Genomic DNA, 21,540 nt, shown 5'->3' on the forward strand with positions numbered 1-21,540 from the left:
CGGATCCTCTCGTGATGACCGAAGCCGACCAGTCCCGCGCGACCGAAACCGACGATCCCGCCGCTGCCGCCCCCGCGCCCGGAAGGGGCGCGCGCGGCTCGGCGCTGCGGACTGTCGCGATCGTCGCGCTGGCGACGCTGGCGGGCGCCATCGCGGGCGCGCTCGCCCTATACGGGATGAACCGCCTTCCCGGCAATGCGCCGGCGCAGTCCACCGGCGTTCCCGCGGCCGAATCGCCGCGCGTGGCCGGTGCCGCCGATCCTGCCTGCAGCGGCAGCGTGGACCGTGCGCGCACCTTCGCGGCGCTGGCGAAGGGCGACGTCGCCGCCTTCTCGCTCGCCACCGAGCCACGCCGTCTGCCGCCGCTCGCCTTCACCGACGCGACCGGCAAGGAGGTGACCCTTGCCGATTTCCGCGGCCGGGTGGTGCTCTTGAACCTGTGGGCCACCTGGTGCGTGCCCTGCCGCAAGGAAATGCCGGCCCTCGACCACCTCCAGTCCACCCTGGGCGGACCGGCGTTCGAGGTGGTGGCGGTCAATCTCGACACCCGCGATCCGGAGAAGCCGCGCGCGTTCCTGTCCGAGATCGGGGTGAAGGCGCTCGCCTTCTATGCCGATCCGGCAACCCGCACCTTCCAGGCGCTGCGCTCCGTGGGACGGGGCTTCGGCCTGCCCACCACGCTGCTCATCGACCGCGACGGTTGCGAGCTCGGCTATCTCGCCGGCCCGGCCGAATGGGGAGGCGCGGATGCGGAGGCGCTGGTGCGCGCGGCGATCGCCTCGGCCCGTGCTGAAGTCGGTGCATCGACGCGCTGACGTATTGCCACCCTTAAGCCTCCTGCAACTTTCGCACTGCACAGTGCGTGACGCGTCCGACCCCTGCGGCGCCTGCCTGCCGGCGGGCCGGCGTGCGGGACGGCACGCGGAAATTGCGTTGGATCTCGCCCCGGTGCTAGAAACTAATTCTTGACACTGGTGGTGGGCGCCGATCCGAAATCGAATCGCCGGGGGCGAGCGTTGAAGATATTGTCGATTTTCGGCACGCGCCCGGAAGCCATCAAGATGGCGCCGCTGGTGCGGGCGCTGGGGCGCGAGCCGGAAATAACCTCGCTCGTCTGCGTCACGGGGCAGCATCGGGAGATGCTGGACCAGGTGCTGCGCCTGTTCGAGATCCGCCCGGACTTCGACCTCGGCCTGATGGCCCACAATCAGGGATTGAACGGGCTTGCCGGCGGCGCGCTCGTCGCGCTCGACGCCGTGCTGGCCGAGGTGGCGCCGGACCGGGTGCTGGTCCACGGCGACACCACCACCGCCATGGCCGCCGCGCTCGCCGCCTTCCACCGCCGCCTTCCGGTGGGCCACGTGGAGGCAGGGCTGCGCACCTATCACCTCGACCAGCCGTTCCCCGAGGAGATGAACCGCCGGGTGGTGGACCTCGTCAGCGACCTCCTGTTCGCCCCCACCGCGCGCTCGCGGGCCAACCTTGCCGGCGAGCGGCTGGCGGGCCGGGTGGTGGTGACCGGCAACACGGTGATCGACGCCCTCGCCGAGACCCAGGCGCGCATCGAGGCCGACCCGGACCTGCGCGCCGCCCTCGACGCCGCGCTCCCGGCGCTCGACCCGGCGCGCCGGCTGGTGCTCGTCACCGGCCACCGGCGCGAGAATTTCGGCGCCGGCTTCCGCTCCATCTGCGAGGCGCTGGGCGAGCTCGCGGCCCGCGCCGACGTGGAGATCGTCTATCCGGTCCACCTCAATCCCAACGTGAAGGGTCCGGTGACCGAGGCCCTCGGCGGCCGGGCCAACGTGCATCTGGTGCCGCCGCTCGACTATCTGCCGTTCCAGCGGCTGATGCAGCGGGCCCATCTGGTGCTCACCGATTCCGGCGGGGTGCAGGAAGAGGCACCCGCCCTCGGCAAGCCGGTGCTCGTCATGCGCGACGTCACCGAGCGGCCGGAGGCGGTGGATGCCGGCACCGTGCTGCTGGTGGGCACCGCCCGCGCCGCCATCGTTTCCGCCGTATCCCGCCTGCTGGACGACCCGCAGGCCCATGCGGCCTACGCCAACCGCGTCAACCCCTACGGCGACGGGCATGCCTGCCGCCGCATCATCGACTGCATCCGCGGACGACCGGTGCAGGAGTTCTCGCCCCTTTCCGCCCCGCCCGCCGTGCCCGCGCCCCGGCGCGCCACCGGCCTCGACGCCATGCTCGTGAGAGACTGACATGAGACAGGACATCGCCCTCCCGACGACGGGCCGCGCCGTGCCGCGGCTCGCGGCCTGGCTGGCCGCAGCCCTGCTGCCCGCCGGCCTCCTCGCCCTCGCAGGCGCCGCGCCGGCCCGGGCGCAGACCGCCGATCCGGTGCTCTCCGCCATCCAGGAGCGGGCGGCGGATACGCGCGTCACCCGCTCGTTCAGCCTCGGCGACCTCGGGGTCGAGGGGCCGGTGGTGCTGCAGGGCATGGACGCCCGGCGCGACCTCTACCTGCCGGTGCCCGCCGGCGTGCCGCTGCAGGACGCCAGCATCGTCGTGGACGGCGAATATCTGCGCGGTGACGGCGGCCGCACCACCATGGTGCTGTCGGTGGACGGCACGCCCGTCTTCTCCCGCCGGCTGGAAGGCGACAGCGGCAGCGCCGCCGCCACCATCGCGGTGGACGGACGCCCGCGTCCCACCGGCTTCGTGCGCTTCGGCACCGCCTGGTCCTCGGTGATCGGCGAGTATCTGTGCGCCGACGAGCGCGGCATCGGCAACGTGCTGAAGCTGAGCCCCGCCTCGCGCTTCACCTATTCCTACGACGCCGGCGAGGTGAAGAGCCTCGCCACCGCCTGGAGCGCCATGCCCGGCTCGGGCTCGCTGCTGGTGTCCGGCGGCACCCTCTCCAAGGACAGCTACGACACCGCCTGGCGGCTGGGCCTCGCGCTCGAGACCGCCGGCAAGCGCCTGAAGGTGAAGACCCTGCCGGCGGTGGGCGACGAGGTGGACCTCTCCACCCTCGACGTGCCCGCCAGCCTGCGCGTGGTGGCGCCCTTCTCCAACTTCGTCGGGGCCAAGACCTACCGCATCCGCGACGCGGCCGAGGTGGGCGCGCTGCTGGTGCTGCCGGGCTCGCCGCTCGGCGCCGACGTGGCGGTGGCCGATCCGGCGCTGGTCTCCGGCATCCGCGGCGCGCTCGATGCGCTCGCCGCCCGCCTCGGCACCGCCGGGACGGCGTTCAGCGAATGGCGCGCCCGCGCCGCGAGCCTCGGCGGCGCCACCATCGCCGCCGACGAGGTGAGCCTGCAGTCCCTCGGGGGACGGCCGATCATCGCCGTGGGCGGCGGGGCCGGCGGGAAGGCGACCCAGCTGTTCGACAGCTTCTGGCGCACCTCCCTCGCCAGCGGCACGGTGGCCATCCGCGCGGTGGACACCCAGCCGCAGAAGCCCTCCTCGGTGACCCTCTCCAGCCTCGGCCCGGCCGAGGGCAACCTCGACGTGCTCGCCCGTGGCGACTGGGTGGTGACGTTCGATCTCGCCGCGGCCACCGGCGGCCGCAGCCTGCCGAGCCGCCTCAACCTCGACGTGGCGGCCGCCCCCGGCGCCTCCACCTCCGAGCCGGTGGTGGCGGTGTTCCTGAACGACGTGCTGCTGGCCGCCAAGCGGCTCGACGCCAACGGCCAGCCGGAGCACCTCTCCGCCGCGGTGCCGCCCTATGCGCTGGCCGCCCGCAACGTGCTGCGCGTGACCTTCCAGCGCCAGCCGGTGAGCGACCGCTGCCGCGAGACGCCCCAGGCGTTCCCGGTCTCGGTGCTGCCCACCAGCCATTTCGAGCTGGGCGGCCCCTCGCCCGCCGGTGACTTCCTGGGCGTGATCTCGGCCATGGCCGCGGGTGGTCGCCTGGTGGTGCCGGACGCCTACCTCGCCGCCCCGGCCTCCAGCCTGCCGCGCGTGGTGCGCGCCGCCTCCGCCGCCGGCGTGCCGGCCGGAAACAGCGCCTTCGACGTGGCCGGCCCGGGCGTGTCGTTCCGCGCCGCGGGGGCGTTCCTCGCCCTCGACGTGCCGGTGCAGGGCATCACGCCCAAGGCCCGGGTGGAAGGCGACCGCCTCATCGTCGGCACCGACGAGAAGGCCCGCCTGCTCGACATCACCGGCCTGAAGAACGTGGCGCTGGTGCAGGCCGTGCGCGGCGACGACGCCAAGGGCATCCTGTGGCAGAGCATCGGCCCCGTGCCCATGACGCCGCAGAAGCCGGTGCGCCTGTCGCGCGGCGACGTGGCGCTGGTGGGCGTGGATGGCACGCTCTCCGAGCTGTCCGCCTCGGGCGCGGCGCCCGGCACCGTGCGTGTCGCCGACACCGACGGTCCGGCCGGCACCCTGCAGCGGCTCTGGCAGAACTCGTCGGACTGGGGCCTGCCGCTGGGCATCGGCGCCGCCGCGCTGTTCTTCCTGCTGCTGATCCGCGCCTCGTACGTCCGCCGCCGCGGCTGACGCCGGGAGACCTGACCGCCATGTCGCTCTATTGGCCCTACCTCTTGGCTGATTACGTCCGCATCGTTGAATACGTGGCGGCCGGCGTGGCGGTCATCATCCTCATCTCCTCGCTCGACGACCTGTTCGTCGATGCCTGGTACTGGGTGCGGCGGATCTACCGCCGCTTCGCCATCGAGCCGTTCATCCGCCCGCTGACCCCGTCCGCGCTCTACCAGCGGGACGAGCAGCCGCTCGCCATCATGATCCCCGCGTGGCTGGAATCCCCGGTCATCGCGGCCATGATCGAGAACATGGTCAGCGTGCTGGACTACCGGCGCTACGTGATCTTCGTCGGCACCTATCCGAACGACCCGGACACCATCGCCGAGGTCGAGCGCATGCGCCGGCGCTACAAGCAGCTGGTGCGGGTGGAGGTGCGCAACCCCGGCCCCACCAACAAGGCCGACTGCCTCAACCACATCGTGCGCACCATCTTCCAGCACGAGCAGATGACCGGCACGGAGTTCGCCGGCCTGGTGCTGCACGACGCCGAGGACGTGCTCCACCCGCTGGAGCTGCGCTTCTTCAACTACCTGCTGCCGCGCAAGGACCTGATCCAGATCCCGGTGCTCTCCCTGGAGCGCCACTGGTCGGAACTGGTGGCCGGCATCTACATGGACGAGTTCGCCGAGTGGCACGCCAAGGACCTCGTGGTGCGCGAGAGCGTCGCCGGGCAGGTGCCGTCGGCGGGCGTGGGCACCTGCTTCTCCCGCAAGGCCATGCTGCACCTGATGGAGAACGGCGACGGCGAGGTATTCAACACCGCGAGCCTCACCGAGGATTACGACATCAGCGCCCGCCTCTCCGAGGCGCACATGCAGTCCATCATCGCCCGCCTGCCGGTGGAATACCGGGTGAAGCGCGAGAGCTGGTACGGCTTCGGCCGTGACAAGGAACTGCACATCACCATGCCGCTGTGCGTGCGCGAGTTCTTCCCGGACACGTTCCGCACCTCGTACCGGCAGAAGGCGCGCTGGGCGCTGGGCATCGCCTTCCAGGGCTGGCGCCACATGGGCTGGCGCGGCAACCTCGCCACCAAGTACTTCCTGTTCCGCGACCGCAAGGGCATCGTCACCTCCATCGTGGCGGTGCTGGCCTATGTGGTGGCGGCGCACTTCCTGATCTTCCTCGCGGCGGAAAAGCTCGGCTACCTGCCGATGCGCTTTCCCTCCATCTTCGCCACCGAGACCTGGCTGCTGGCGGTGCTCACCGGCAACGCCGTCGCCTTCGCGCTCCGCCTCGTGCAGCGCTTCTACTTCGTGGCGCGCGTCTACGGCTGGGAGCAGGGGCTCATGTCCGTGCCGCGCGTGGTCATGAGCAACTTCGTGAACTTCGCGGCCACCGTGCGCGCCTGGCACCTGTTCCTCGCGCATCTGCTGTTCGGCCGGCGCATCGTCTGGGACAAGACCGCCCACGACTTCCCCGACCAGGCCGATCTCGGCCAGCAGCGCCAGCGCCTCGGCGAGCTGCTTTTGACCTGGCAGGCGGTGCTGCCCGAGCATGTGGAGCAGGCTCTCGCCCTTCAGGACGAGCGCCAGCAGCCGCTCGGCCGCATCCTCGTCGCCAACGGCTGGCTGGACGAGGAGACACTGGCCGAGGCCATCGCCTTCCAGACCAGCCTGCCCCGCACCCATGTGACCGAGCACATGGTGCGCGAATTCAACGACCTGCTGCCCATCGAGCTGATGGTCCGCCGCCGCGTGCTGCCCATCGGCCGCGACGAGACCGGCACGCTGGTCATCGCCGTGGCCTCGCCGCTGGGCGAGAAGGCCATGGAGGAGGTGCGCGGCGCCGTGGGCGACACGCCGCTCCAGCGCATCGCCCGCGAGAGCGAGATCAACGACGGCCTGCGCCTGCTGCGCGGCATGCCGCCGGGCATGGAAGGCCAGAAGTCGCCGCCGCTGCTGGGCGAGCTGCTGCTGGAGAAGGGCCTGATGCAGCGCGAGGCGTTCGAGGCCGCCATGGATCACTACCACCCGGACGTGGACGGTCGCATCGGCGAATATCTCGTGCGCTGCGGCATCGTGAAGGAAGAGGCGATCGTGGCCACCGTGCGCGAGCAGGAACGCCGCCTCGCCATGGCCGGCGCCTGATGGCGCCTTGCTCCGCAGCACGCCCGGTCCGGCGGGGCCTGCGCCGGTGAACCGCGCCGGCCGTCGCGCCCTGCTGATCGGCGGCGCGGCCGCCGTCGCCGGCATCGGCCTTGCGGCGGTGGATGGGCTGCTGCAGCGCGCCTCGCCGCCGCCCGGCCTGGTGCAGGGCGTGGTCTGGCAGGTGCACGGCGGCGCGCTCGATCCGCGCGGGGACTGGGACTTCATCGGCGCCCGCACCCTGCTGGTGCAGTGGCTGGCCGCCAACGGCACCGCCTTCGTGCCGCTGCCGGGCCTCGGCCTCACCCTCGTGCCCGACGCTCCCAACTGGACCCGCATCGCCCGCGAGCCGTGGGCGCAATCCATCATCGCCGGCCTGGCCGGGGGCTTCAGCGAGCCCGAGGCGCGCCGCGACGTGCTGGCGCTCGGCGCCCTCTCCGCCCGCATCGCCCGGGCGCGGCTCCCGTTCCGGCCGGACGGCTTCTATTTCCCGGTGGAGAGCGATCCCACCTGGACCGGCGTCGGCCAGATGGCGGCCGCGCTGGCGGACATCCCGCGCCCGCTGTGGGTCAGCTGCTACGACAATTCCAATGTCGGCCCCGCCGCGCTGGCGGACTGGGTGGCGCGCTGGCTGCCGTCCGACGTGGGGCTGATGTTCCAGGACGGGGTGGGTGTCCACACCCGCACCCCGGCCTCGGCCGCCGGCTACGCGCAGGTGCTGTCGGCGCGGCTGGGCGCACGGCGCTTCAAGCTGATCGCGGAGGCGTTCCGGCCGGCGGTGGGCGGCGGCTTCCGCCCCGCCACGGCGGCCGAACTGCTGCCGCAGCTCAAGGCCTATGCGGGGTACGAGGTGTTCGTGTTCGACGGTCCGCACTATGTGGACCGCCTGCTGGTGCAGAAGCTGATGGAGGGGTAGGGCGCTCGTCTCGGGAGCGCCCCGCCCGCGCCCCGCCTCAGTGGCGGAAGTGGCGCACGCCGGTGAACACCATGGCGAGCCCCGCCTCGTCGGCGGCGGCGATCACCTCGTTGTCGCGCATGGAGCCGCCCGGCTGGATCACCGCCGTGGCGCCCGCCTCCACCGCCGCCAGCAGGCCGTCGGCGAAGGGGAAGAAGGCGTCGGAGGCGACCACCGATCCCTTGGTCAGCGGCGCCGCGAGGCCCGCCGCCTCGGCGGCGTCGAGCGCCTTGCGGGCGGCGATGCGGGCCGAATCGACCCGGCTCATCTGCCCGGCGCCGATGCCCACGGTGGCGAGGTCCTTCGCATAGATGATGGTGTTGGACTTCACGTGCTTGGCCACGCGGAAGGCGAAGCGCAGGTCGGTCAGCTCGCGCTCGGTGGGGGCGCGCTTGGTGACGACCTTCAGCTCCAGGTCGTCGGCGCTGGCGTTGTCGCGGCCCTGCACGAGCAGGCCGCCGGCCACCGTCTTCACCGTGAGGCCCGGCGCGCGCGGGTCGGGCAGGCCGCCGGTGAGCAGCAGACGCAAATTCTTCTTGGCGGCCACCACGGCGATGGCCTCCTCGGTGGCGTCGGGGGCGACGATGACCTCGGTGAAGATCTCCACCATGGCACGGGCGGCATCGGCGTCCAGCGTCCGGTTGACGGCGATGATGCCGCCGAAGGCCGAGACCGGATCGCAGGCCAGCGCCCGGCGGTAGGCGTCGGCGAGGTCGGCACCCTCGGCCACGCCGCAGGGATTGGCGTGCTTGACGATCACCACCGCCGCGGTGCGGGCGGGGTGGAACTCGGCCACCGCCTCGAAGGCGGCGTCGGTGTCGTTGATGTTGTTGTAGGAGAGCTGCTTGCCCTGCACCTGCCGGGCCGTGGCGACGCCGGGGCGGATCTCGTCGGAGGCGTAGAAGGCGGCCGACTGGTGCGGGTTCTCGCCGTAGCGCAGCGCCTCGATGAGCTTGCCGCCGAAGGCGCGGAAGGCGGGCGCCTCCTCCTTCAGCTCGCGGGCGAACCAGTTGGAGATGGCCGCGTCATAGGCGGCGGTGCGGGCATAGGCCTTCTGGGCGAGGAAGCGGCGCAGGCGCAGCGTGGTGCCGCCATGCTCGGCGATCTCCTTCAGCACCGCCTCATAGTCCGCCGCCTCGACCACCACGGCCACGTCATTGTGGTTCTTGGCCGCGCCGCGGATCATGGAGGGACCGCCGATGTCGATGTTCTCGATGGTCTCCTCGAAATCCGCCTTGCGGGCGACGGTGGCCTCGAACGGATAGAGGTTCACCACCACGAGGTCGATGGGGGCGATGGCGTGCTCGGCCAGCGAGGCCTGGTGCCCGGCATCGGCGCGGATGGCGAGGATGCCGCCGTGCACCTTGGGGTGCAGGGTCTTCACCCGCCCGTCCATCATCTCCGGAAAGCCGGTGAGCTCGCTCACGTCCTTCACCGGCAGGCCGGCATCGGCGATGGCCTTGGCGGTGCCGCCGGTGGAGACCAACTCCACCCCGTGGGACACGAGGGCGGTGGCGAACGGCACGAGACCCGTCTTGTCCGACACCGAGAGGAGGGCGCGGGTCACGGGACGGATGTCGGCGGTCATCGATGGGCTCCGGGTGAGAGAATTGCCGCTCGCCTAGCACCATTGGGCCGCCATCGCCAGCCGCCCGGCGCAGGCGCGCGGGCGGAGCGGGTATAAGCATGCCGCATGGCGGCGCGCGAATGGGCCCGGCACCGCCCGTCGTGCGGGGGCGGGCGGTTCAGGCGATCTTGCGCGCCGCGTCCGGCAGCATGGAGCCGGTCTCGCGCGCCCGCACGTGCCAGGAGAGCGCCTCCTCGATCACATGCGGCGTGTGGCCGCCGCGGGCGCTGGCGCGGTCGAGATAGTCCGCCATGGCGTCGCGGTAGAGCGGGTGGACGCAGTTGGCGATGATGATGCGCGCCCGCTCGCGGGGGGCGAGCTCGCGCAGATCGGCAAGGCCCACCTCGGTGACGAGGATGTCCACGTCGTGCTCGGTGTGGTCCACATGGCTCACCATGGGCACCACCGAGGACAGGGCGCCGCCCTTGGCGATGGACTTGGTGACGAACACCGACAGATAGGCGTTGCGGGCGAAATCCCCCGAGCCGCCGATGCCGTTCATCATGTGGGTGCCGCCCACGTGGGTGGAGTTGACGTTGCCGTAGATGTCGAACTCCAGCGCCGTGTTGATGCCGATGAGGCCGAGGCGGCGGATGATCTCCGGATGGTTGGAGATTTCCTGCGGCCGCAGGATCAGGCGCGACTTGTAGTCGGTGATGCGGGGCATCACCTCCTCGTACTTCGTCTTGGACAGGGTGATGGAGGAGCCCGAGGCGAAGTTCAGCTTGCCGGCGTCGAACAGGTCGAAGGTCGAATCCTGCAGCACCTCCGAATACATGGTGAGGTCGGAGAACGGGCTCTCGATGAAGCCGTGCATCACCGCGTTGGCGATGGTGCCGATGCCGGCCTGCAGCGGCTGCAGCCGGTTGGTGAGGCGGCCGAGCTTCACCTCGTGCTTCAGGAACTCCATGAGATGGCTGGCGATGGCCGCCGTCTCGGCATCCGGCGGCAGCACGGTGGAAGCCGAATCCAGCTTCTGGGTGATGACGATGGCCGCGATCTTCTCCGGCGGGATCGGGATGAAGGGCAGGCCCACCCGGCTTTCCGGCGCCACCACCGGGATCGGCTCGCGGAACGGCCGGCGGGTGGGGATGTAGATGTCGTGCAGGCCTTCCAGCTCCATCGGCTGGGTGAGGTTGATCTCGACGATCACCTTCTCCGCCAGGATGGCGAAGGTGGCCGAGTTGCCCACCGAGGTGGTGGGAATGATGCCGCCCTGCGCGGTGATGCCCACCGCCTCGATCACCGCGACATCGATGGGGCCGAGCTGGTTGGTGCGCAGGTGCTCCACCGTCTCGGACAGGTGCTGGTCGACGAACATCACCTCGCCGGCATTGATGGCCTTGCGCAGGGCGGGGTCGGACTGGAACGGGATGCGGCGCGAGAGCAGGTGGGCTTCGGCCATCTGCTTGTCGAGGTCGTTGCCCAGCGAGGCGCCGGTGATGAGGGTGATCTTCAGCGGCTCGCCGGCCGCATGGGCCGCGTTCGCCCGCGCCGCCAGCGCCATGGGCACGGCCTTCGCCTCGCCGGCGCGGGTGAAGCCGCTCATGCCGACGATCATGCCGTTCTTGATGTGCCCGGCCGCCTCCTCGGCGGAGACGATCTTGTCGCACAGGGAGGAGAGGCGGATGCGGGCGTGAGGCATGGCGTGGCCGTCCATGAGTTGAGCCGATCGAATTGGGCCAATCCGTTGGCGCATAGCGGCCGGGCGGCGCCCGCAGGAATTCGACTAAAGAGAAAGCCGCTTCACGCGAGGATGCAGACGGGCAGGCCGAAGGCATCCTGCTCGGGCGGGTCGGGAAAGCGCAAGGCCTTGCCGCAGGCCGCTCTTTTCGCGCTCCAGGCGCAGGCGCAGGCGTCGATGAGATCGTCGAGCCCTGCGCCGAGCGCACGGGCGTCCTGCTCATTCAGCAGATCCACCGGCAGGCCGGCCGCCGCCAGAAGGCCGCGCCTGAGGTCGAGGCCGGGTGGGCTGGGGCGGTTGCGCACCTTCTTCGGCAGGGCAAGGGCGGCCCCGCCGTTCAGCGCCCAGAACGCCACTTCCGGGTGGCACTCGACCAGCCGGTCCGCCAGCTCCGGCCGGGCGCGCAGCAGGGTGTCCACCTCGGCGATCTTGGGGAAGATGTGGAAGCACTGCTTGGCGACGGCCCGCGGCGGATCGGATGTGGCGCGGGCTGCGGCGCAGGCGGCGCGGTAGCGCTCGGCCTCCTCGCCCGGGCCGAGGCCGGCCATCACCGCCGCGCGCGAGGGCACCGAGAAGACGGACGACTGGCGCTGACCCAGCAATGGCCGCACCAGACGCTCGGGCGCCCGTCCGCCGGGGCCGATCCGCTCCGGCAGGCCGATGGGCATGTCGATGGCCACGAGGGCGGGGGCGTCGGGCCCGTCGAACAATTCGGCAAGCGCCGTGATGCGGGAGAGGCGGAGGTCCGATGCGCCGTCCCAGCGGGCGACGATCCAGCCGCCGCGACAGCCGTCGATGCCGGCGAACGGGAGCGGCGCGGCCATGGCCCCGCTCAGTCCTCGCCCGGCTTGGCCTTGGGCAGCGGCAGGGTGGAGGCCTGCGGCACGGGCGCGGAATAATATTTGCGCTTGATGGAGCCGGTTTCCGGATTGCTGCCGGAGGCCTGCGACACCGGCACGCCCTGCGGACCCACCTGCCAGCCGGGGGGAAGCCCCTGCGGACCCGGCGCGCGCTGCTGCGGGGCGGGCGCGCGGCTTGCGGCCGGCGGGACCGAGGACGGCATGGCGGCCGGAGGCAGCGGCCCCGCATGGGCCACCGGAGGCGGCGGCGCCGGGGAGGCGACGATGGGGGCCTGCATGGCGGGGGCCGGCATGGGCGGGGGCGGCTCTTCCTGGCGGGCCTGCGCCGGGCGAGGGCCGAACAGGGTGGAGAGGAAGGACGGGCGCTCCTCCTGCGGGGGCGCGGCTGCGGGCGGCGGCGCGTAGACCGCCGGCACCGGCGCCGGCTGCGGCTCGGGCGCGACCGGCGGCGGAGAAGCCGGTGCCTTGGCGATGAGCGGCGCCGGCATGGGCCGCGGCGCCGGCTTGCAGATGGTGCGCCCCTTCTCGTGGCGCATCAGGTCCACATGGATGTGGTCGTAGTGGAACACGTTGGAGCCGGGCGCGAGCACGGTGGTGAAGCGCTCGCAGGCGCCGGCCTGCACCTGGAGCAGGAAGCCGCGCTCCTCGGGCGTGCCCTTCCAGCCGTTCTTGACCGTGACCCACCGCCCGTCGGCGAGGCGGAAGGCGCCGACATCCAGCGCATTGCCGAAGGCATGCTCGGAGATCTTGGCGTTGGGATTGCCGTTCATGCCGCGGCACGAATAGGCCGACATCTGGCTGATGGCGACCACGGGCTGGCCGAACCAGGCGAGCGAGGCCGGCTCGACCACCTCCTGCAGCCACAGGTCGGTTTCGCGGATGACCGGGCAGGCGAGACGCCCCGCCGGCTCCAGCACCACATTGCCCTGCGCGAACGCGCTGACGCGGAACGGGTGCTCGATGCCGCAGGCGCCGGCGCCCTCGATGGGCGGCATGGGCTCCATGAAGGCGGACGGGATCACCCCCTTTTCCGCGATGCACTTCTCCTCCGCCTCGACCCGCCAGGGGTCGCGCGAATCCAGGCTGAGCTTGCAGCCGGTGAGGGCCCCCGCGAGGAGCGCGAGGGAGAGGAGGACGTACGAGGTGCCGCGGGCCATGGGGCCACCTTGGCGGCAACGGCTTGCGAAGCGGTTAAAGGCCACCGTCGAAAACGGCCGATCCGTGCGGTCTTCCGCGGGGCGGCCGGACAGCGCGCAGCAAAAAGCCCGCGGCGCCGGTCATCGCCGGCGCGCGGGCCTGTGGTTCAGCGAAAGCGCGCCAGGCCGGCGCGTGCACGGTGCCGGCGCAGCCCGCCGGCGGGGCAGCTCAGCGCTCGACCTCGGAGGCATCTTCCGCAGGCGCTGCATCCGTCTCGTCCGCGGCACCGTCGCGCGCCTGCTCTGGCTCGCCCCGGCCCTCGAACGCCGCCTGAAGCTGCTCGGCGAGCGACTTCAGCTCGTCGGGCATGTCTTCCTGCGTGTAGTCGTCGAAAAGCTGGCGCAGCTCCCGCCCCAGAAGATCCTGACGGGCGGAGATGTCGCGACGGTGAGGCGTTCGCATGCCGCCTGCCTCTTTCTGGTGCTGCGTCGTCATGGGGCTGTCGAGGGGGCCTTCAGGGCGTGCCGTTCGCATGGCAGTTCTTCGGATGCGGTCGCGGGCGTTATCCACATGTGACACTGCGTCCGCGTGCGTTGCAACATGGAACCGTGCCGCGCGCGCCATCTTGGGTGGCGGCGCGGGCAGGTCGGGGGTGGCGTCAGTCCCGGTAGAGCCGGGAGGGGGGATCGGGCGGCAGGGCGTCGTCGGCGCCGGCATCGTGGGGGTGGTGGTCCATGTCGGATCGACGGTCCGGCCCCTCGAACGCGGCCTCCGCCTCGCGCAGGAGGCGGCGCTCCTCGTCGGGCTGGCGCGGCCGCCGGGAGGGATAGTCCCGCCGGCTCTCGCCGGGGCGGAACTCGGTCCGGTCATAGCCGTGGGGGGCGGCTGCCGCAGGCCAGCCGTCGGACGCGGGAGCGTCCTCGTATCTCGGTCCGCTCATGCTGCTTCTCCACAAGGTGTGTCTTACCGGCATGGAAACGCGGGCCGCCAGCTTTGGTTCCCGTGCCGTGCATGAAGACTTTCCTGCCACCTGTGCGGAACCTGCGGCCGGGCTGTGCGGTTTGAATGTCGGAGTGCGAATACTGTCGAGCTGAGGCGAAGCGAAGGCGATGAACGCTGTTTCGCCTTGCCCGAAATCATCCGGAAGGAGAAGGGCGATGATGAGTTGGGCGATTACGTTTCTCGTTGTGGCTCTGATCGCAGCGGTGCTTGGCTTTGGCGGCATCGCCGGCACCGCCATCGAGATCGCGAAGATCATCTTCTTCGTGGCGATCATCCTGTTCCTGATCTCGGCGGTCATGGGACTGGTGCGCGGACGCGGCCCCAGGGTTCCCTGACGCAGTCGAGGAACAATAAAAAAAGCGGCGGGTCCGTTTCGGCGGGCCCGCCGCAGTCGCTTGGAGATGACCTCCTTGTGAGCCCAACAGGGTAAATGCCGGGTTTCCGTCCGGTGCGACGAGCAACGCGCGCCGAAAAAAAAGGGCGCCCGGGGGCGCCCTTTCTCTCATGCACGCATGCGTCGATGCTCAGGGGCACTGGACGCGATAGCGGTTGCCGTAGGCGTCGCGGGCCCAGCAGGCGCGCGGCGTCGTCTCGGCGCCGATGATGGCGCCCGTGCCGGCACCGATGAGGCCGCCCACCAGCGCGCCCGTGCCGGTGCCGGTCGCCGCCGCGCCGATCAACGCGCCGGTGCCGGCGCCGATCGCCGCGCCGCCGACGGCGCGGTCCTGGCGGGAATATTCGCTGCAGCCTGCGAGGCCGAGCGCCAGCGCGCACACAATGAGAGCCGCTTTCATCATGTTCTCCCTTGCCCGATGCCCGGCGACACGCCGGGCCATCCATTCACTCCGAAACCCGTGACGCGGGACGCCGGACCCCGTCCTGCGCCGTGGTCGCGCGGCGATGGCCGCCCGACGTAACGGCATATAGCACGCAGCCCACCCCGACGCCCACCGCCACGGCGGCAAGGGCCACCGCCAGGGTCGGCACCCGCGGCGCGGCATGGCGATGGCCGCGAAAGACGCTCAGGTCGAGCCGGGGCAGCGCGCCGGCGTGGTCGGAGATCCAGTCATGGGCGTCGGAGGCCATCCGCTCCAGCCCGCCGGCCTTGCGGCCGAGGGCGGACTGGAGGTCGTCGATCTCCTCCCTGAGCGAGGCGAGCCGCCGCGCCATTCCGTCCGGGGTGGAATGCCTGTCCCATCCGAGCATCGCAGTCTCCATTCGTCCCCGTCGGAACGCGTCACGACGGCTCCGGTTCCGTCGCTGCCGAGTCTGTGGCAGCATTGCGTCCGCCTCGGGGGGGAACCGTGGCGGGGTCTCTGGCGTTTCCTGACTGTAACTGGATAGGGGATCGTCTGTGCCCATGGCCGTGCGCGCCGTCACCGGACCATATCAGGACGCAGATGCAGCGGGAACGCTGCCGGACCTCTGCGCCCGGGTGAATGCGGCCAGCCATGCCTTCTTCCTGGATGTGGACGGCACGCTGCTCGACCTCGCGCCCCACCCGGATGCGGTGGTGATGCCGGAGGGGCTGCCCGCCACGCTCGACGCCCTGTTCCACCGTTCCGGCGGCGCGCTGGCGCTGGTGAGCGGGCGGGCTCTGGCCTCTCTGGACGCGCTGTTCGGCTCGAGCTTTCCCGCCGCCGGCAGCCATGGCGCGCAGATGCGCATCCGCGCGGGCGCCGGCAGCTGGTCCGCCGCCCCTCTCGCGCCGGATCTCGCCGCCGCCATCCGCGCGGTGGCCGGCGCCATCGCCGGGGTCTTCGCGGAGGACAAGGGCACCTCCATCGCGGTGCATTACCGCGCCGTTCCCGAGGCTGCGCCCCGCCTGGCCGAGGCGCTGCACCGTCTGGTGGCGGGCCGGGAGGACGTGCGCCTGCTGCCGGGGCACTGCGTGTTCGAGGTCCGGCGCGCCGGCCACGACAAAGGCACGGCGCTCGAGAGCTTCATGGCCGGCGCGCCGTTCGCCGGGCGCACGCCCGTCTTCATCGGCGACGACGTCACCGACGAGGCGGGCTTCCGGGCGGCGACGGCGCGCGGCGGATTGGCCATTGCCGTCGGGGCGCCGCGGGCCGGCGCGGACGTGGTCCTGCCCGGCCCCGAAGCGGTCCGGGCCTATCTCTCCCACCTCGCGGCTGAGCCGCGGCAACACTGGAGGTGACCCGTGTCACGCATCGTGGTCGTATCCAATCGTGTCGCCCTGCCGAGCAAGCCGGGCGGCGCGGCTGGCGGTCTGGCGGTCGCCGTCAACGCCGCCCTGAAGGAGCGGGGCGGCATCTGGTTCGGATGGAGCGGGCGCATCGCCGAGGAGCCGTCCGATCGTCCTGAAGTCACCCGCCATGGGCGCGTCACCTACGCGGTGGTCGATCTCAAGGCCGATGACTACCAGGAATATTACAACGGCTTCGCCAACCGCGTCCTCTGGCCGGTGCTGCACTACCGGCTCGATCTGTCGGAGTTCGTCCACTCGGACCTGTCCGGCTACATGCGGGTAAACCGGATGTTCGCGGATCATCTGGAGAAGATCATCCGCCCCGACGACGTGCTGTGGATCCACGACTACCACATGATGCCGCTGGCGGGGCATCTGAGGGAGCGGGGCCATCGCAACCGCATCGGCTTCTTCCTGCACATTCCCATGCCGCCGGCCGACATCGTGCAGGCGCTGCCCCAGCACGGCGAGATCGTCGGCGCGCTCGCCAGCTACGACCTCGTCGGCTTCCAGACCGAGGGCGACCGGGACAATTTCGCCCGCTACCTGGAAACCCGCGGCGGCCAGCCGGCGCCGGACGGCGTGAGCTGGGACATCGGCGGGCGCCGGGTGCGGCTCGGCACCTTCCCGGTGGGCATCGAGACGGCGACCTTCGCCCGCCGCGCCCGCCATGCGCGCCGCACCTCCGCGGTGAAGACGCTGGAGGACAGCCTCCTCGGCGGCAAGCTCATCATCGGCGTGGACCGGCTGGACTATTCCAAGGGCATCCCCAACCGGCTCGACGCTTACGACCATTTCCTGCGCACCGCGCCGGAATGGCACAAGCGCGTGTCGTTCGTGCAGATCACGCCCAAGAGCCGCACCGACGTGCCCGAATACCAGGACATGGACCGGGACGTGTCGTTCAAGGCCGGGCAGATCAATGGCGCCTACAGCGACGTGGCCTGGACCCCGCTGCGCTATGTGAACCGCACCTATTCCCGCTCCGAGCTGGCCGGCTTCTACCGCCTCGCCAACGTGGCCATGGTGACGCCGCTGCGCGACGGGATGAACCTCGTCGCCAAGGAGTTCGTCGCCGCGCAGGACCCCTCCGATCCCGGCGTGCTGCTGCTGTCCCAGTTCGCCGGGGCGGCGGCGGAGCTCGGCACCGGTGCGCTGATGGTCAATCCGCACGACACGGAGAGCCTCGCCGGCGCCCTGCGCCGGGCGCTGGAAATGCCGCTCGCCGAGCGGCGCGAGCGGCATGCGCGCATGATGCGGGTGCTGCAGGCCCGCGATATCGACCGCTGGGCCGAGGAGTTCCTCGCCGCCCTCGCGCCGGCGGAAGCGGCGTCCGAGCGCCGGGACGGCCCGCTGCCGCGTCCCGCCATCCGCAGCATCGTGCGCCTGCCCGGCACGTGGTCCGACCTCATGCCGCGCGGCGCCTGACGCCGGGCCTCGGTTGCCGCGCTGCCGCCTTGCCGCTATAGCAGCCAGGCGGCAGGCTGGACCGCATGTCCAGGCCTGCCGCGCCGCGTGCGGGCGTGGCGGAATTGGTAGACGCAGCGGACTCAAAATCCGCCGTCCTCACGGATATGTCGGTTCGAGTCCGACCGCCCGCACCATTTTTTATGAAATTTACCTTTATTTTCAAAATATTGACCGTAGTGCATCGATTTCAATCCACCCCGGTGTCCACCTTTTGTCGTTCGGTGGACCGCCCCCGCTATCGCCTCGCGCGTAGGGGTGCGTACCAAGTGCGAACCAGCCGCGCTGATTGACCTGGCACCGCTCTCGAATTGGCAGATTTCACCCATGTTCATCGGTCGGGGTCTTCTGTCCTTCGGCAAGCGCCCGCTCGATGCACATGCGGGCCAGCTCCAGCTTCGCCCGGTTGACCTCCCGATGGCGCTCGGAGAAGCGCCGCTTGCGGGCGCCATCCACCAGCCGCTTGGCGAACAGCAGCAATTGATCGTCGCGGATGAGGGGAACGATGGCCGCGAGGTCACCGGCGGCTGGCGCGATGATGACGCTCGCTGCATCGAGGATGAACGGCGCGCCGGGCACATGCAGGACACGGCCGTCCTTGAGGCTGACGCTGCTCATTGGCGCTTTCCATCAAGCAGGGCCTTCGTTTCGGCCAGGGCCTCACGCAGCAGCTCGCAAGCTTCCTCGGGGAAGGGTGAAGGGCTGTCCAGGATGTCCAATGCCAGGACGATGCAGTCGTGGATGTTGAACAGGGCGGTGCGGGGAGACGGCGCGAGGCGTGTCGCGGTGGCACGCTTGGGCATCAGGCAGTCTCCCTGACGGCGAAGGCACGATCGCCGGCCCGGGCGGCCGCTTGCTCGATCTGATCGAAGAAGGCCGTCAGCGGCTCGTCGTCTTCGCCGCAACCCCAATGCCGCAGGATCTGGCCTTGGCGCGCGGCGACGCTGAAGTCAGTCACCGGCAGGGCGAGGATGCGCCGTTCGATGTCGGCGAGGGCGGTGTCTGCCACATCCCAGGCGTCCCATGCTTCTTCGATGCCGCACTGTTCCCACAGGTCGCAGAGGTGGCAGTTATAGGCGTCCATCACCTTCGCCCGGCGCAGTCATCCCGCCTTGAACGCCGCCGCCGTCGCGCCGGTGATCTTCGCGGCAATCTCGCGCCACTCGGCGCCGTCGCCCCAGATGATGCAGGAGCCGTCCGCTTGCCGCGTCTCCTGCCACTCGACGCCATAGCCGAACAGGGCCGGATGGGCGCGCGCCTCCTTCGGGAGCGGTGGCTTGAGGGCGTTGTAGTGGGCCTTCGCGGCATCGTGGATGGCCTTCAGCCTCTCGGCTTCGGCCTTCAACTGCAGGCGTTCGGGCCAGAGCGAGGCGATGGCGGTCCCAGCCGCCGCCGCGTCCGCCTTCGGCAGGATGGCTACGGGCACCGCCAGAGCGGCGACGGTACCCAGCACACCACCTGCTTTCAGGAAGGCCCGGCGGGTGGGTTCAGGCATAGCGGTGGCGTTTGCCGCCGCGGTGGGCTTCGGCATTGGTAGGCTCCGGTGGTGTGGAAAGGTCAGAGGGGCGGACCCGCCGCCCCGACGGTTAGGCGATGCGGGACAGGCGAAGGGCTTCGTCAGCCGCCCGGACCTTGGCGAGAGCGACGGGGAGGTCCTCCCACGATGCGAAGGCAGTGCGGGCCCGCTCGGCGAGGGCGGTATCGGTGGTGGTGAAGGTGAGCGCGCCGGCTTGGCCAGTCAGCCGGCCGAACTCCACTCCGTTTCGCTTCAGGACGAAGCCGGCCCCGTCGCGCTTGGCGGTGTAGGTTGCCGCGATGCCGGCTGCGGCCTTCTCATCGCGCACGATCAATTCGAGGCCGTTGAGCCGCTGGATGTCGGCGCTGCGCTTGCGAGCCGCATAGGCGTCGCGGGGCTCGGGTGCGTTCCGGTAGCGCGCCGCCGTGATACGGCGGCGTTCAGGGCGTGCTCTGCGCGGCGGATAACCTCGGCGCGATGGCAGCCGCGCGACACTGACACATAGCGCTGCAGCACCGCCCAGTCCGTCACCGGGGCGTTGCGAGCCTCTTCCCACGCCTGCCGAAGGTGGGCCGCGAAGGTGGGCCGGCTGAAGGGCGCCATGGACTGCCGCAAGAGCGACCAGGCGCGGCGCATGATGTGGGAGAGGTTGGGCATAATCGTCTCCGCTTGAGAATTTCTCAAGTAGGATTGGATTAACCTCAACTTGCATGATCGTCAAGCGGGCTTGAGAAAAAAACAAGTCAGCGATATACCAGCTCCATGATTACGCCCCAGCAGATCCGCGGAGCCCGAGCCATGCTAGGCCTCACGCAGGCTGACCTTGCCAAAGCCGCCGGTATCTCGGCGACCGCCCTCAACAATATCGAGCGTGGTTCGGCCGACCCGAAAGCGTCCACCCTCCTAGCGATCCAGAAGGCTCTCGAAGCCGCCGGTGTCATCTTCGTGGCTGAGAACGGCGAGGGGCCGGGTGTGAGGCTGAGGAAGGGCGGGGCAGGAACTTCCCCCTCTTGACAGCGTTAGGTTTCACACGGTAACGCTACCGTTTACAGGCCCCTGGCAGTACGCTTTCCATCAGCTCACGCTGATTATAAATGGGAAGCCGAGCCCAGGGGCTTTTGCATATCGGGCGTCCACATGCATCGGCAACGCGTCGCGGTCCTTGTAGATGGCGGATTTTTCCTAAAGCGAGTTCGCAATCAGTTTCCAGGGTGGAACGCCGAGGATCCGCAAGAGGTCGCGCGTCTTATTCATGGTCACGCAATACGCCACCGTTCCCAGCAAACAGGCCGAGATGAGTTGGGCCATAAAATATACGAAAGTTTCGATCTATATAGAATTTTTTATTATGACTGCCCTCCTTTTTCCAAGAAAATGCATCACCCAATAACAAAGAAAGCTATAGATTTTTCTAAATCTCCGCAGGCGCTCTTCCGAAGCGCGCTGCACGATGAATTGAGAAAGAAAAGAAAGGTGGCTCTTCGTCTTGGCCATCTTCTTGATACGTCGTATTGGAAATTAAATAATAGCGCTTTGCAGAATCTTCTACGGGGGGAGAGAAAATTTGAAGAAATGACAGACGCTGATTTCACTTTAGACACAATACAAAAAGGTGTAGACATGCGGCTCGGTTTGGACGTCGCGGCTTTGTCTTATAAGAAACTTGTAGATCAGATTGTGTTGATAGTGGGCGATAGTGATTTTGTACCTGCAGCAAAGCTGGCAAGGCGTGAAGGTATTGACATAATTCTTGATCCTCTCGGTCAAAAAGTTCACGACCATCTGCACGAGCATACCGATGGGGTGCGAACACCCTATGCGCCAAGGCCAAAGGCCAAGCGGCTTATCTCTGTTCCTCCTGCCCCTGAGGTTGCAGCATTCGAAGAATATGAGGATGGTCTTGACGCTCCGGCAAGCCTTGGTCCGCCGGAGGATGGCGAAGAGCCCGAGGGGCGGTCGGTCGATTAACGCCCCTTCATCGCCGCGGAGATCTTTCGCGCCGTCGCGTCGGCCACGGCCTTGAGCAGATCATCTCGTAGGTGAGCCCATCGCTCATGATTGATCCGCCAGCGCCTCGACAAGCCGCCGAACCATAGTGAGGATTGCGCGATCGGCCGCGTGCTCCTCCGCGACGATTGCACCGTCCGCTCGGGACAGCCAGGATGGCAGATCCTCGGGAAAGGCACCTCGGTCCAGCGTGGCGTTGAGCGCTCGCGTGATCAGGTTCGGCGTGGGCTGGAGGGCACACACTTCCTCCACCATGGCCGTGAGCATTTCGGTTTAGGTGATGGCATGGGTGGTGCCCGCCCCCTGCCAGACCAGATCGGCGTAGGGTTCCCTTGATGGTCTCAGCGGCCTGCGAGCCAGTGCATCAGCCACAAAGCATTGTGTATACAAGCTTTTTGGGGCATCCTGACACTGCATCACGGCCGAATTTCATCAAGTCCCCATCAAGTTTGAGGCGGGCTCGGCGTCGGCGCCGCTGCG

24 protein-coding genes and 1 tRNA gene are annotated in these 21,540 nt (G+C 69.7%); 11 read left to right on the forward strand and 14 right to left on the reverse strand.

Annotation, left to right across the window (positions count from 1 at the left end; all coding sequences use genetic code 11):
* Nucleotides 1-14: 14 nt before the first annotated feature.
* From tlpA to V5F49_RS11310, 5 genes are all read left to right on the forward strand, one after another.
* Nucleotides 15-815, forward strand: a complete 801-nt coding sequence (tlpA, locus tag V5F49_RS11290) for a thiol:disulfide interchange protein TlpA (RefSeq protein ID WP_394115708.1) — start codon at nt 15-17, stop codon at nt 813-815.
* Between the two features lie 201 nt (nt 816-1,016).
* Nucleotides 1,017-2,219, forward strand: a complete 1,203-nt coding sequence (gene wecB, locus V5F49_RS11295; protein WP_394115707.1) for a non-hydrolyzing UDP-N-acetylglucosamine 2-epimerase — start codon at nt 1,017-1,019, stop codon at nt 2,217-2,219.
* Between the two features lies 1 nt (nt 2,220).
* Complete coding sequence (locus tag V5F49_RS11300) at nt 2,221-4,464, forward strand: hypothetical protein (RefSeq protein WP_394115706.1); 2,244 nt, start codon at nt 2,221-2,223, stop codon at nt 4,462-4,464.
* Between the two features lie 20 nt (nt 4,465-4,484).
* On the forward strand, nt 4,485-6,599 hold the full coding sequence (locus V5F49_RS11305; protein WP_394115705.1) for a glycosyl transferase family protein: 2,115 nt from the start codon (nt 4,485-4,487) through the stop codon (nt 6,597-6,599).
* A gap of 7 nt (nt 6,600-6,606) precedes the next feature.
* Entirely contained in the window at nt 6,607-7,512 is a 906-nt protein-coding gene (locus tag V5F49_RS11310; protein WP_394115704.1) for an alpha-amylase family protein, read from the forward strand.
* Between the two features lie 37 nt (nt 7,513-7,549).
* On the opposite strand, the gene purH is transcribed toward V5F49_RS11310, so the two are convergent.
* The 6 genes from purH to V5F49_RS11340 form a co-directional block, all read right to left on the reverse strand.
* On the reverse strand, nt 7,550-9,139 hold the full coding sequence (gene purH / locus V5F49_RS11315) for a bifunctional phosphoribosylaminoimidazolecarboxamide formyltransferase/IMP cyclohydrolase (protein ID WP_394115703.1): 1,590 nt from the start codon (nt 9,137-9,139) through the stop codon (nt 7,550-7,552).
* Nucleotides 9,140-9,296: 157 nt separating this feature from the next.
* Complete coding sequence (gene scpC / locus V5F49_RS11320) at nt 9,297-10,823, reverse strand: succinyl-CoA:acetate CoA-transferase ScpC (protein ID WP_394115702.1); 1,527 nt, start codon at nt 10,821-10,823, stop codon at nt 9,297-9,299.
* 101 nt (nt 10,824-10,924) lie between these two features.
* On the reverse strand, nt 10,925-11,686 hold the full coding sequence (locus tag V5F49_RS11325; protein ID WP_394115701.1) for a DUF429 domain-containing protein: 762 nt from the start codon (nt 11,684-11,686) through the stop codon (nt 10,925-10,927).
* A gap of 8 nt (nt 11,687-11,694) precedes the next feature.
* Nucleotides 11,695-12,879, reverse strand: coding sequence for an extensin-like domain-containing protein (locus V5F49_RS11330; protein WP_394115700.1), 1,185 nt, complete (start codon nt 12,877-12,879; stop codon nt 11,695-11,697).
* A gap of 208 nt (nt 12,880-13,087) precedes the next feature.
* Entirely contained in the window at nt 13,088-13,354 is a 267-nt protein-coding gene (locus V5F49_RS11335; protein WP_509210667.1) for a NepR family anti-sigma factor, read from the reverse strand.
* 163 nt (nt 13,355-13,517) lie between these two features.
* Nucleotides 13,518-13,799 carry a hypothetical protein gene (locus V5F49_RS11340; RefSeq protein ID WP_394115698.1) on the reverse strand — a complete coding sequence of 94 codons (282 nt, stop codon included), beginning with the start codon at nt 13,797-13,799 and terminating at the stop codon, nt 13,518-13,520.
* 217 nt (nt 13,800-14,016) lie between these two features.
* On the opposite strand from V5F49_RS11340, the gene V5F49_RS11345 reads away from it, so the two are divergent.
* Nucleotides 14,017-14,196, forward strand: coding sequence for a DUF1328 domain-containing protein (locus tag V5F49_RS11345; RefSeq protein ID WP_394115697.1), 180 nt, complete (start codon nt 14,017-14,019; stop codon nt 14,194-14,196).
* A 189-nt stretch (nt 14,197-14,385) separates the two neighbouring features.
* Here the strand turns inward: V5F49_RS11345 and V5F49_RS11350 are convergent, their stop codons facing one another.
* Both V5F49_RS11350 and V5F49_RS11355 read right to left on the reverse strand, forming a co-directional pair.
* Entirely contained in the window at nt 14,386-14,655 is a 270-nt protein-coding gene (locus tag V5F49_RS11350) for a YMGG-like glycine zipper-containing protein (RefSeq protein ID WP_012113747.1), read from the reverse strand.
* Between the two features lie 46 nt (nt 14,656-14,701).
* The gene (locus V5F49_RS11355; RefSeq protein ID WP_394115696.1) at nt 14,702-15,067 is read right to left on the reverse strand and encodes a hypothetical protein; all 366 of its coding nucleotides are present in this window, start codon (nt 15,065-15,067) and stop codon (nt 14,702-14,704) included.
* A 154-nt stretch (nt 15,068-15,221) separates the two neighbouring features.
* Here V5F49_RS11355 and otsB point away from each other — a divergent pair, with 154 nt between their 5' ends.
* The 3 genes from otsB (at nt 15,222) to V5F49_RS11370 (ending at nt 17,674) form a co-directional block, all read left to right on the forward strand.
* Nucleotides 15,222-16,019, forward strand: coding sequence for a trehalose-phosphatase (otsB, locus tag V5F49_RS11360; protein WP_394115695.1), 798 nt, complete (start codon nt 15,222-15,224; stop codon nt 16,017-16,019).
* Nucleotides 16,020-16,022: 3 nt separating this feature from the next.
* Nucleotides 16,023-17,498 (forward strand): alpha,alpha-trehalose-phosphate synthase (UDP-forming), encoded by a 1,476-nt coding sequence (otsA, locus tag V5F49_RS11365; RefSeq protein WP_394115694.1) that lies wholly within the window; start codon nt 16,023-16,025, stop codon nt 17,496-17,498.
* A gap of 89 nt (nt 17,499-17,587) precedes the next feature.
* Nucleotides 17,588-17,674 (forward strand) — tRNA-Leu (locus V5F49_RS11370).
* A gap of 184 nt (nt 17,675-17,858) precedes the next feature.
* Here V5F49_RS11370 and V5F49_RS11375 read toward each other — a convergent pair.
* Genes V5F49_RS11375 through V5F49_RS11395 form a run of 5 tightly spaced genes read right to left on the reverse strand, consistent with a single transcriptional unit; the run spans nt 17,859 to nt 19,381 of the window.
* Complete coding sequence (locus tag V5F49_RS11375) at nt 17,859-18,155, reverse strand: hypothetical protein (RefSeq protein WP_394115693.1); 297 nt, start codon at nt 18,153-18,155, stop codon at nt 17,859-17,861.
* Entirely contained in the window at nt 18,152-18,340 is a 189-nt protein-coding gene (locus V5F49_RS11380; RefSeq protein ID WP_394115692.1) for a hypothetical protein, read from the reverse strand. Before V5F49_RS11380 ends, V5F49_RS11375 begins: the two co-directional genes overlap by 4 nt.
* Nucleotides 18,340-18,621, reverse strand: a complete 282-nt coding sequence (locus tag V5F49_RS11385; protein WP_394115691.1) for a hypothetical protein — start codon at nt 18,619-18,621, stop codon at nt 18,340-18,342. The genes V5F49_RS11380 and V5F49_RS11385 overlap by 1 nt, the downstream gene beginning before the upstream one ends.
* An 18-nt stretch (nt 18,622-18,639) precedes the next feature.
* Nucleotides 18,640-19,068, reverse strand: a complete 429-nt coding sequence (locus V5F49_RS11390) for a hypothetical protein (protein ID WP_394115690.1) — start codon at nt 19,066-19,068, stop codon at nt 18,640-18,642.
* Nucleotides 19,069-19,123: 55 nt separating this feature from the next.
* Complete coding sequence (locus V5F49_RS11395; protein ID WP_394115689.1) at nt 19,124-19,381, reverse strand: hypothetical protein; 258 nt, start codon at nt 19,379-19,381, stop codon at nt 19,124-19,126.
* Nucleotides 19,382-19,851: 470 nt separating this feature from the next.
* Here V5F49_RS11395 and V5F49_RS11400 point away from each other — a divergent pair, with 470 nt between their 5' ends.
* On the forward strand, nt 19,852-20,067 hold the full coding sequence (locus V5F49_RS11400) for a helix-turn-helix domain-containing protein (RefSeq protein WP_509210668.1): 216 nt from the start codon (nt 19,852-19,854) through the stop codon (nt 20,065-20,067).
* A gap of 123 nt (nt 20,068-20,190) precedes the next feature.
* On the forward strand, nt 20,191-21,021 hold the full coding sequence (locus V5F49_RS11405; protein WP_394115687.1) for an NYN domain-containing protein: 831 nt from the start codon (nt 20,191-20,193) through the stop codon (nt 21,019-21,021).
* Nucleotides 21,022-21,105: 84 nt separating this feature from the next.
* On the opposite strand, the gene V5F49_RS11410 is transcribed toward V5F49_RS11405, so the two are convergent.
* Nucleotides 21,106-21,315, reverse strand: coding sequence for a hypothetical protein (locus tag V5F49_RS11410; protein ID WP_394115686.1), 210 nt, complete (start codon nt 21,313-21,315; stop codon nt 21,106-21,108).
* Nucleotides 21,316-21,540 lie beyond the last annotated feature (225 nt).

This window comes from Xanthobacter lutulentifluminis, from assembly GCF_043194675.2.
GTDB lineage: Bacteria > Pseudomonadota > Alphaproteobacteria > Rhizobiales > Xanthobacteraceae > Xanthobacter.

Bases quoted from the DNA above. Each gene is read 5' to 3' on its own strand.
- scpC (WP_394115702.1), bottom strand. From the start codon at position 10,823: ATGCCTCACGCCCGCATCCGCCTCTCCTCCCTGTGCGACAAGATCGTC.
- V5F49_RS11335 (WP_509210667.1), bottom strand. From the start codon at position 13,354: ATGACGACGCAGCACCAGAAAGAGGCAGGCGGCATGCGAACGCCTCAC.
- V5F49_RS11330 (WP_394115700.1), bottom strand. From the start codon at position 12,879: ATGGCCCGCGGCACCTCGTACGTCCTCCTCTCCCTCGCGCTCCTCGCG.
- V5F49_RS11390 (WP_394115690.1), bottom strand. From the start codon at position 19,068: ATGCCGAAGCCCACCGCGGCGGCAAACGCCACCGCTATGCCTGAACCC.
- V5F49_RS11340 (WP_394115698.1), bottom strand. From the start codon at position 13,799: ATGAGCGGACCGAGATACGAGGACGCTCCCGCGTCCGACGGCTGGCCT.
- V5F49_RS11400 (WP_509210668.1), top strand. From the start codon at position 19,852: ATGCTAGGCCTCACGCAGGCTGACCTTGCCAAAGCCGCCGGTATCTCG.
- tlpA (WP_394115708.1), top strand. From the start codon at position 15: ATGACCGAAGCCGACCAGTCCCGCGCGACCGAAACCGACGATCCCGCC.
- V5F49_RS11345 (WP_394115697.1), top strand. From the start codon at position 14,017: ATGATGAGTTGGGCGATTACGTTTCTCGTTGTGGCTCTGATCGCAGCG.
- V5F49_RS11410 (WP_394115686.1), bottom strand. From the start codon at position 21,315: ATGGTGGAGGAAGTGTGTGCCCTCCAGCCCACGCCGAACCTGATCACG.
- V5F49_RS11350 (WP_012113747.1), bottom strand. From the start codon at position 14,655: ATGAAAGCGGCTCTCATTGTGTGCGCGCTGGCGCTCGGCCTCGCAGGC.
- V5F49_RS11380 (WP_394115692.1), bottom strand. From the start codon at position 18,340: ATGCCCAAGCGTGCCACCGCGACACGCCTCGCGCCGTCTCCCCGCACC.
- V5F49_RS11300 (WP_394115706.1), top strand. From the start codon at position 2,221: ATGAGACAGGACATCGCCCTCCCGACGACGGGCCGCGCCGTGCCGCGG.
- otsB (WP_394115695.1), top strand. From the start codon at position 15,222: ATGGCCGTGCGCGCCGTCACCGGACCATATCAGGACGCAGATGCAGCG.
- V5F49_RS11355 (WP_394115696.1), bottom strand. From the start codon at position 15,067: ATGCTCGGATGGGACAGGCATTCCACCCCGGACGGAATGGCGCGGCGG.
- V5F49_RS11375 (WP_394115693.1), bottom strand. From the start codon at position 18,155: ATGAGCAGCGTCAGCCTCAAGGACGGCCGTGTCCTGCATGTGCCCGGC.
- V5F49_RS11325 (WP_394115701.1), bottom strand. From the start codon at position 11,686: ATGGCCGCGCCGCTCCCGTTCGCCGGCATCGACGGCTGTCGCGGCGGC.
- V5F49_RS11405 (WP_394115687.1), top strand. From the start codon at position 20,191: ATGCATCGGCAACGCGTCGCGGTCCTTGTAGATGGCGGATTTTTCCTA.
- purH (WP_394115703.1), bottom strand. From the start codon at position 9,139: ATGACCGCCGACATCCGTCCCGTGACCCGCGCCCTCCTCTCGGTGTCG.
- V5F49_RS11305 (WP_394115705.1), top strand. From the start codon at position 4,485: ATGTCGCTCTATTGGCCCTACCTCTTGGCTGATTACGTCCGCATCGTT.
- V5F49_RS11385 (WP_394115691.1), bottom strand. From the start codon at position 18,621: ATGGACGCCTATAACTGCCACCTCTGCGACCTGTGGGAACAGTGCGGC.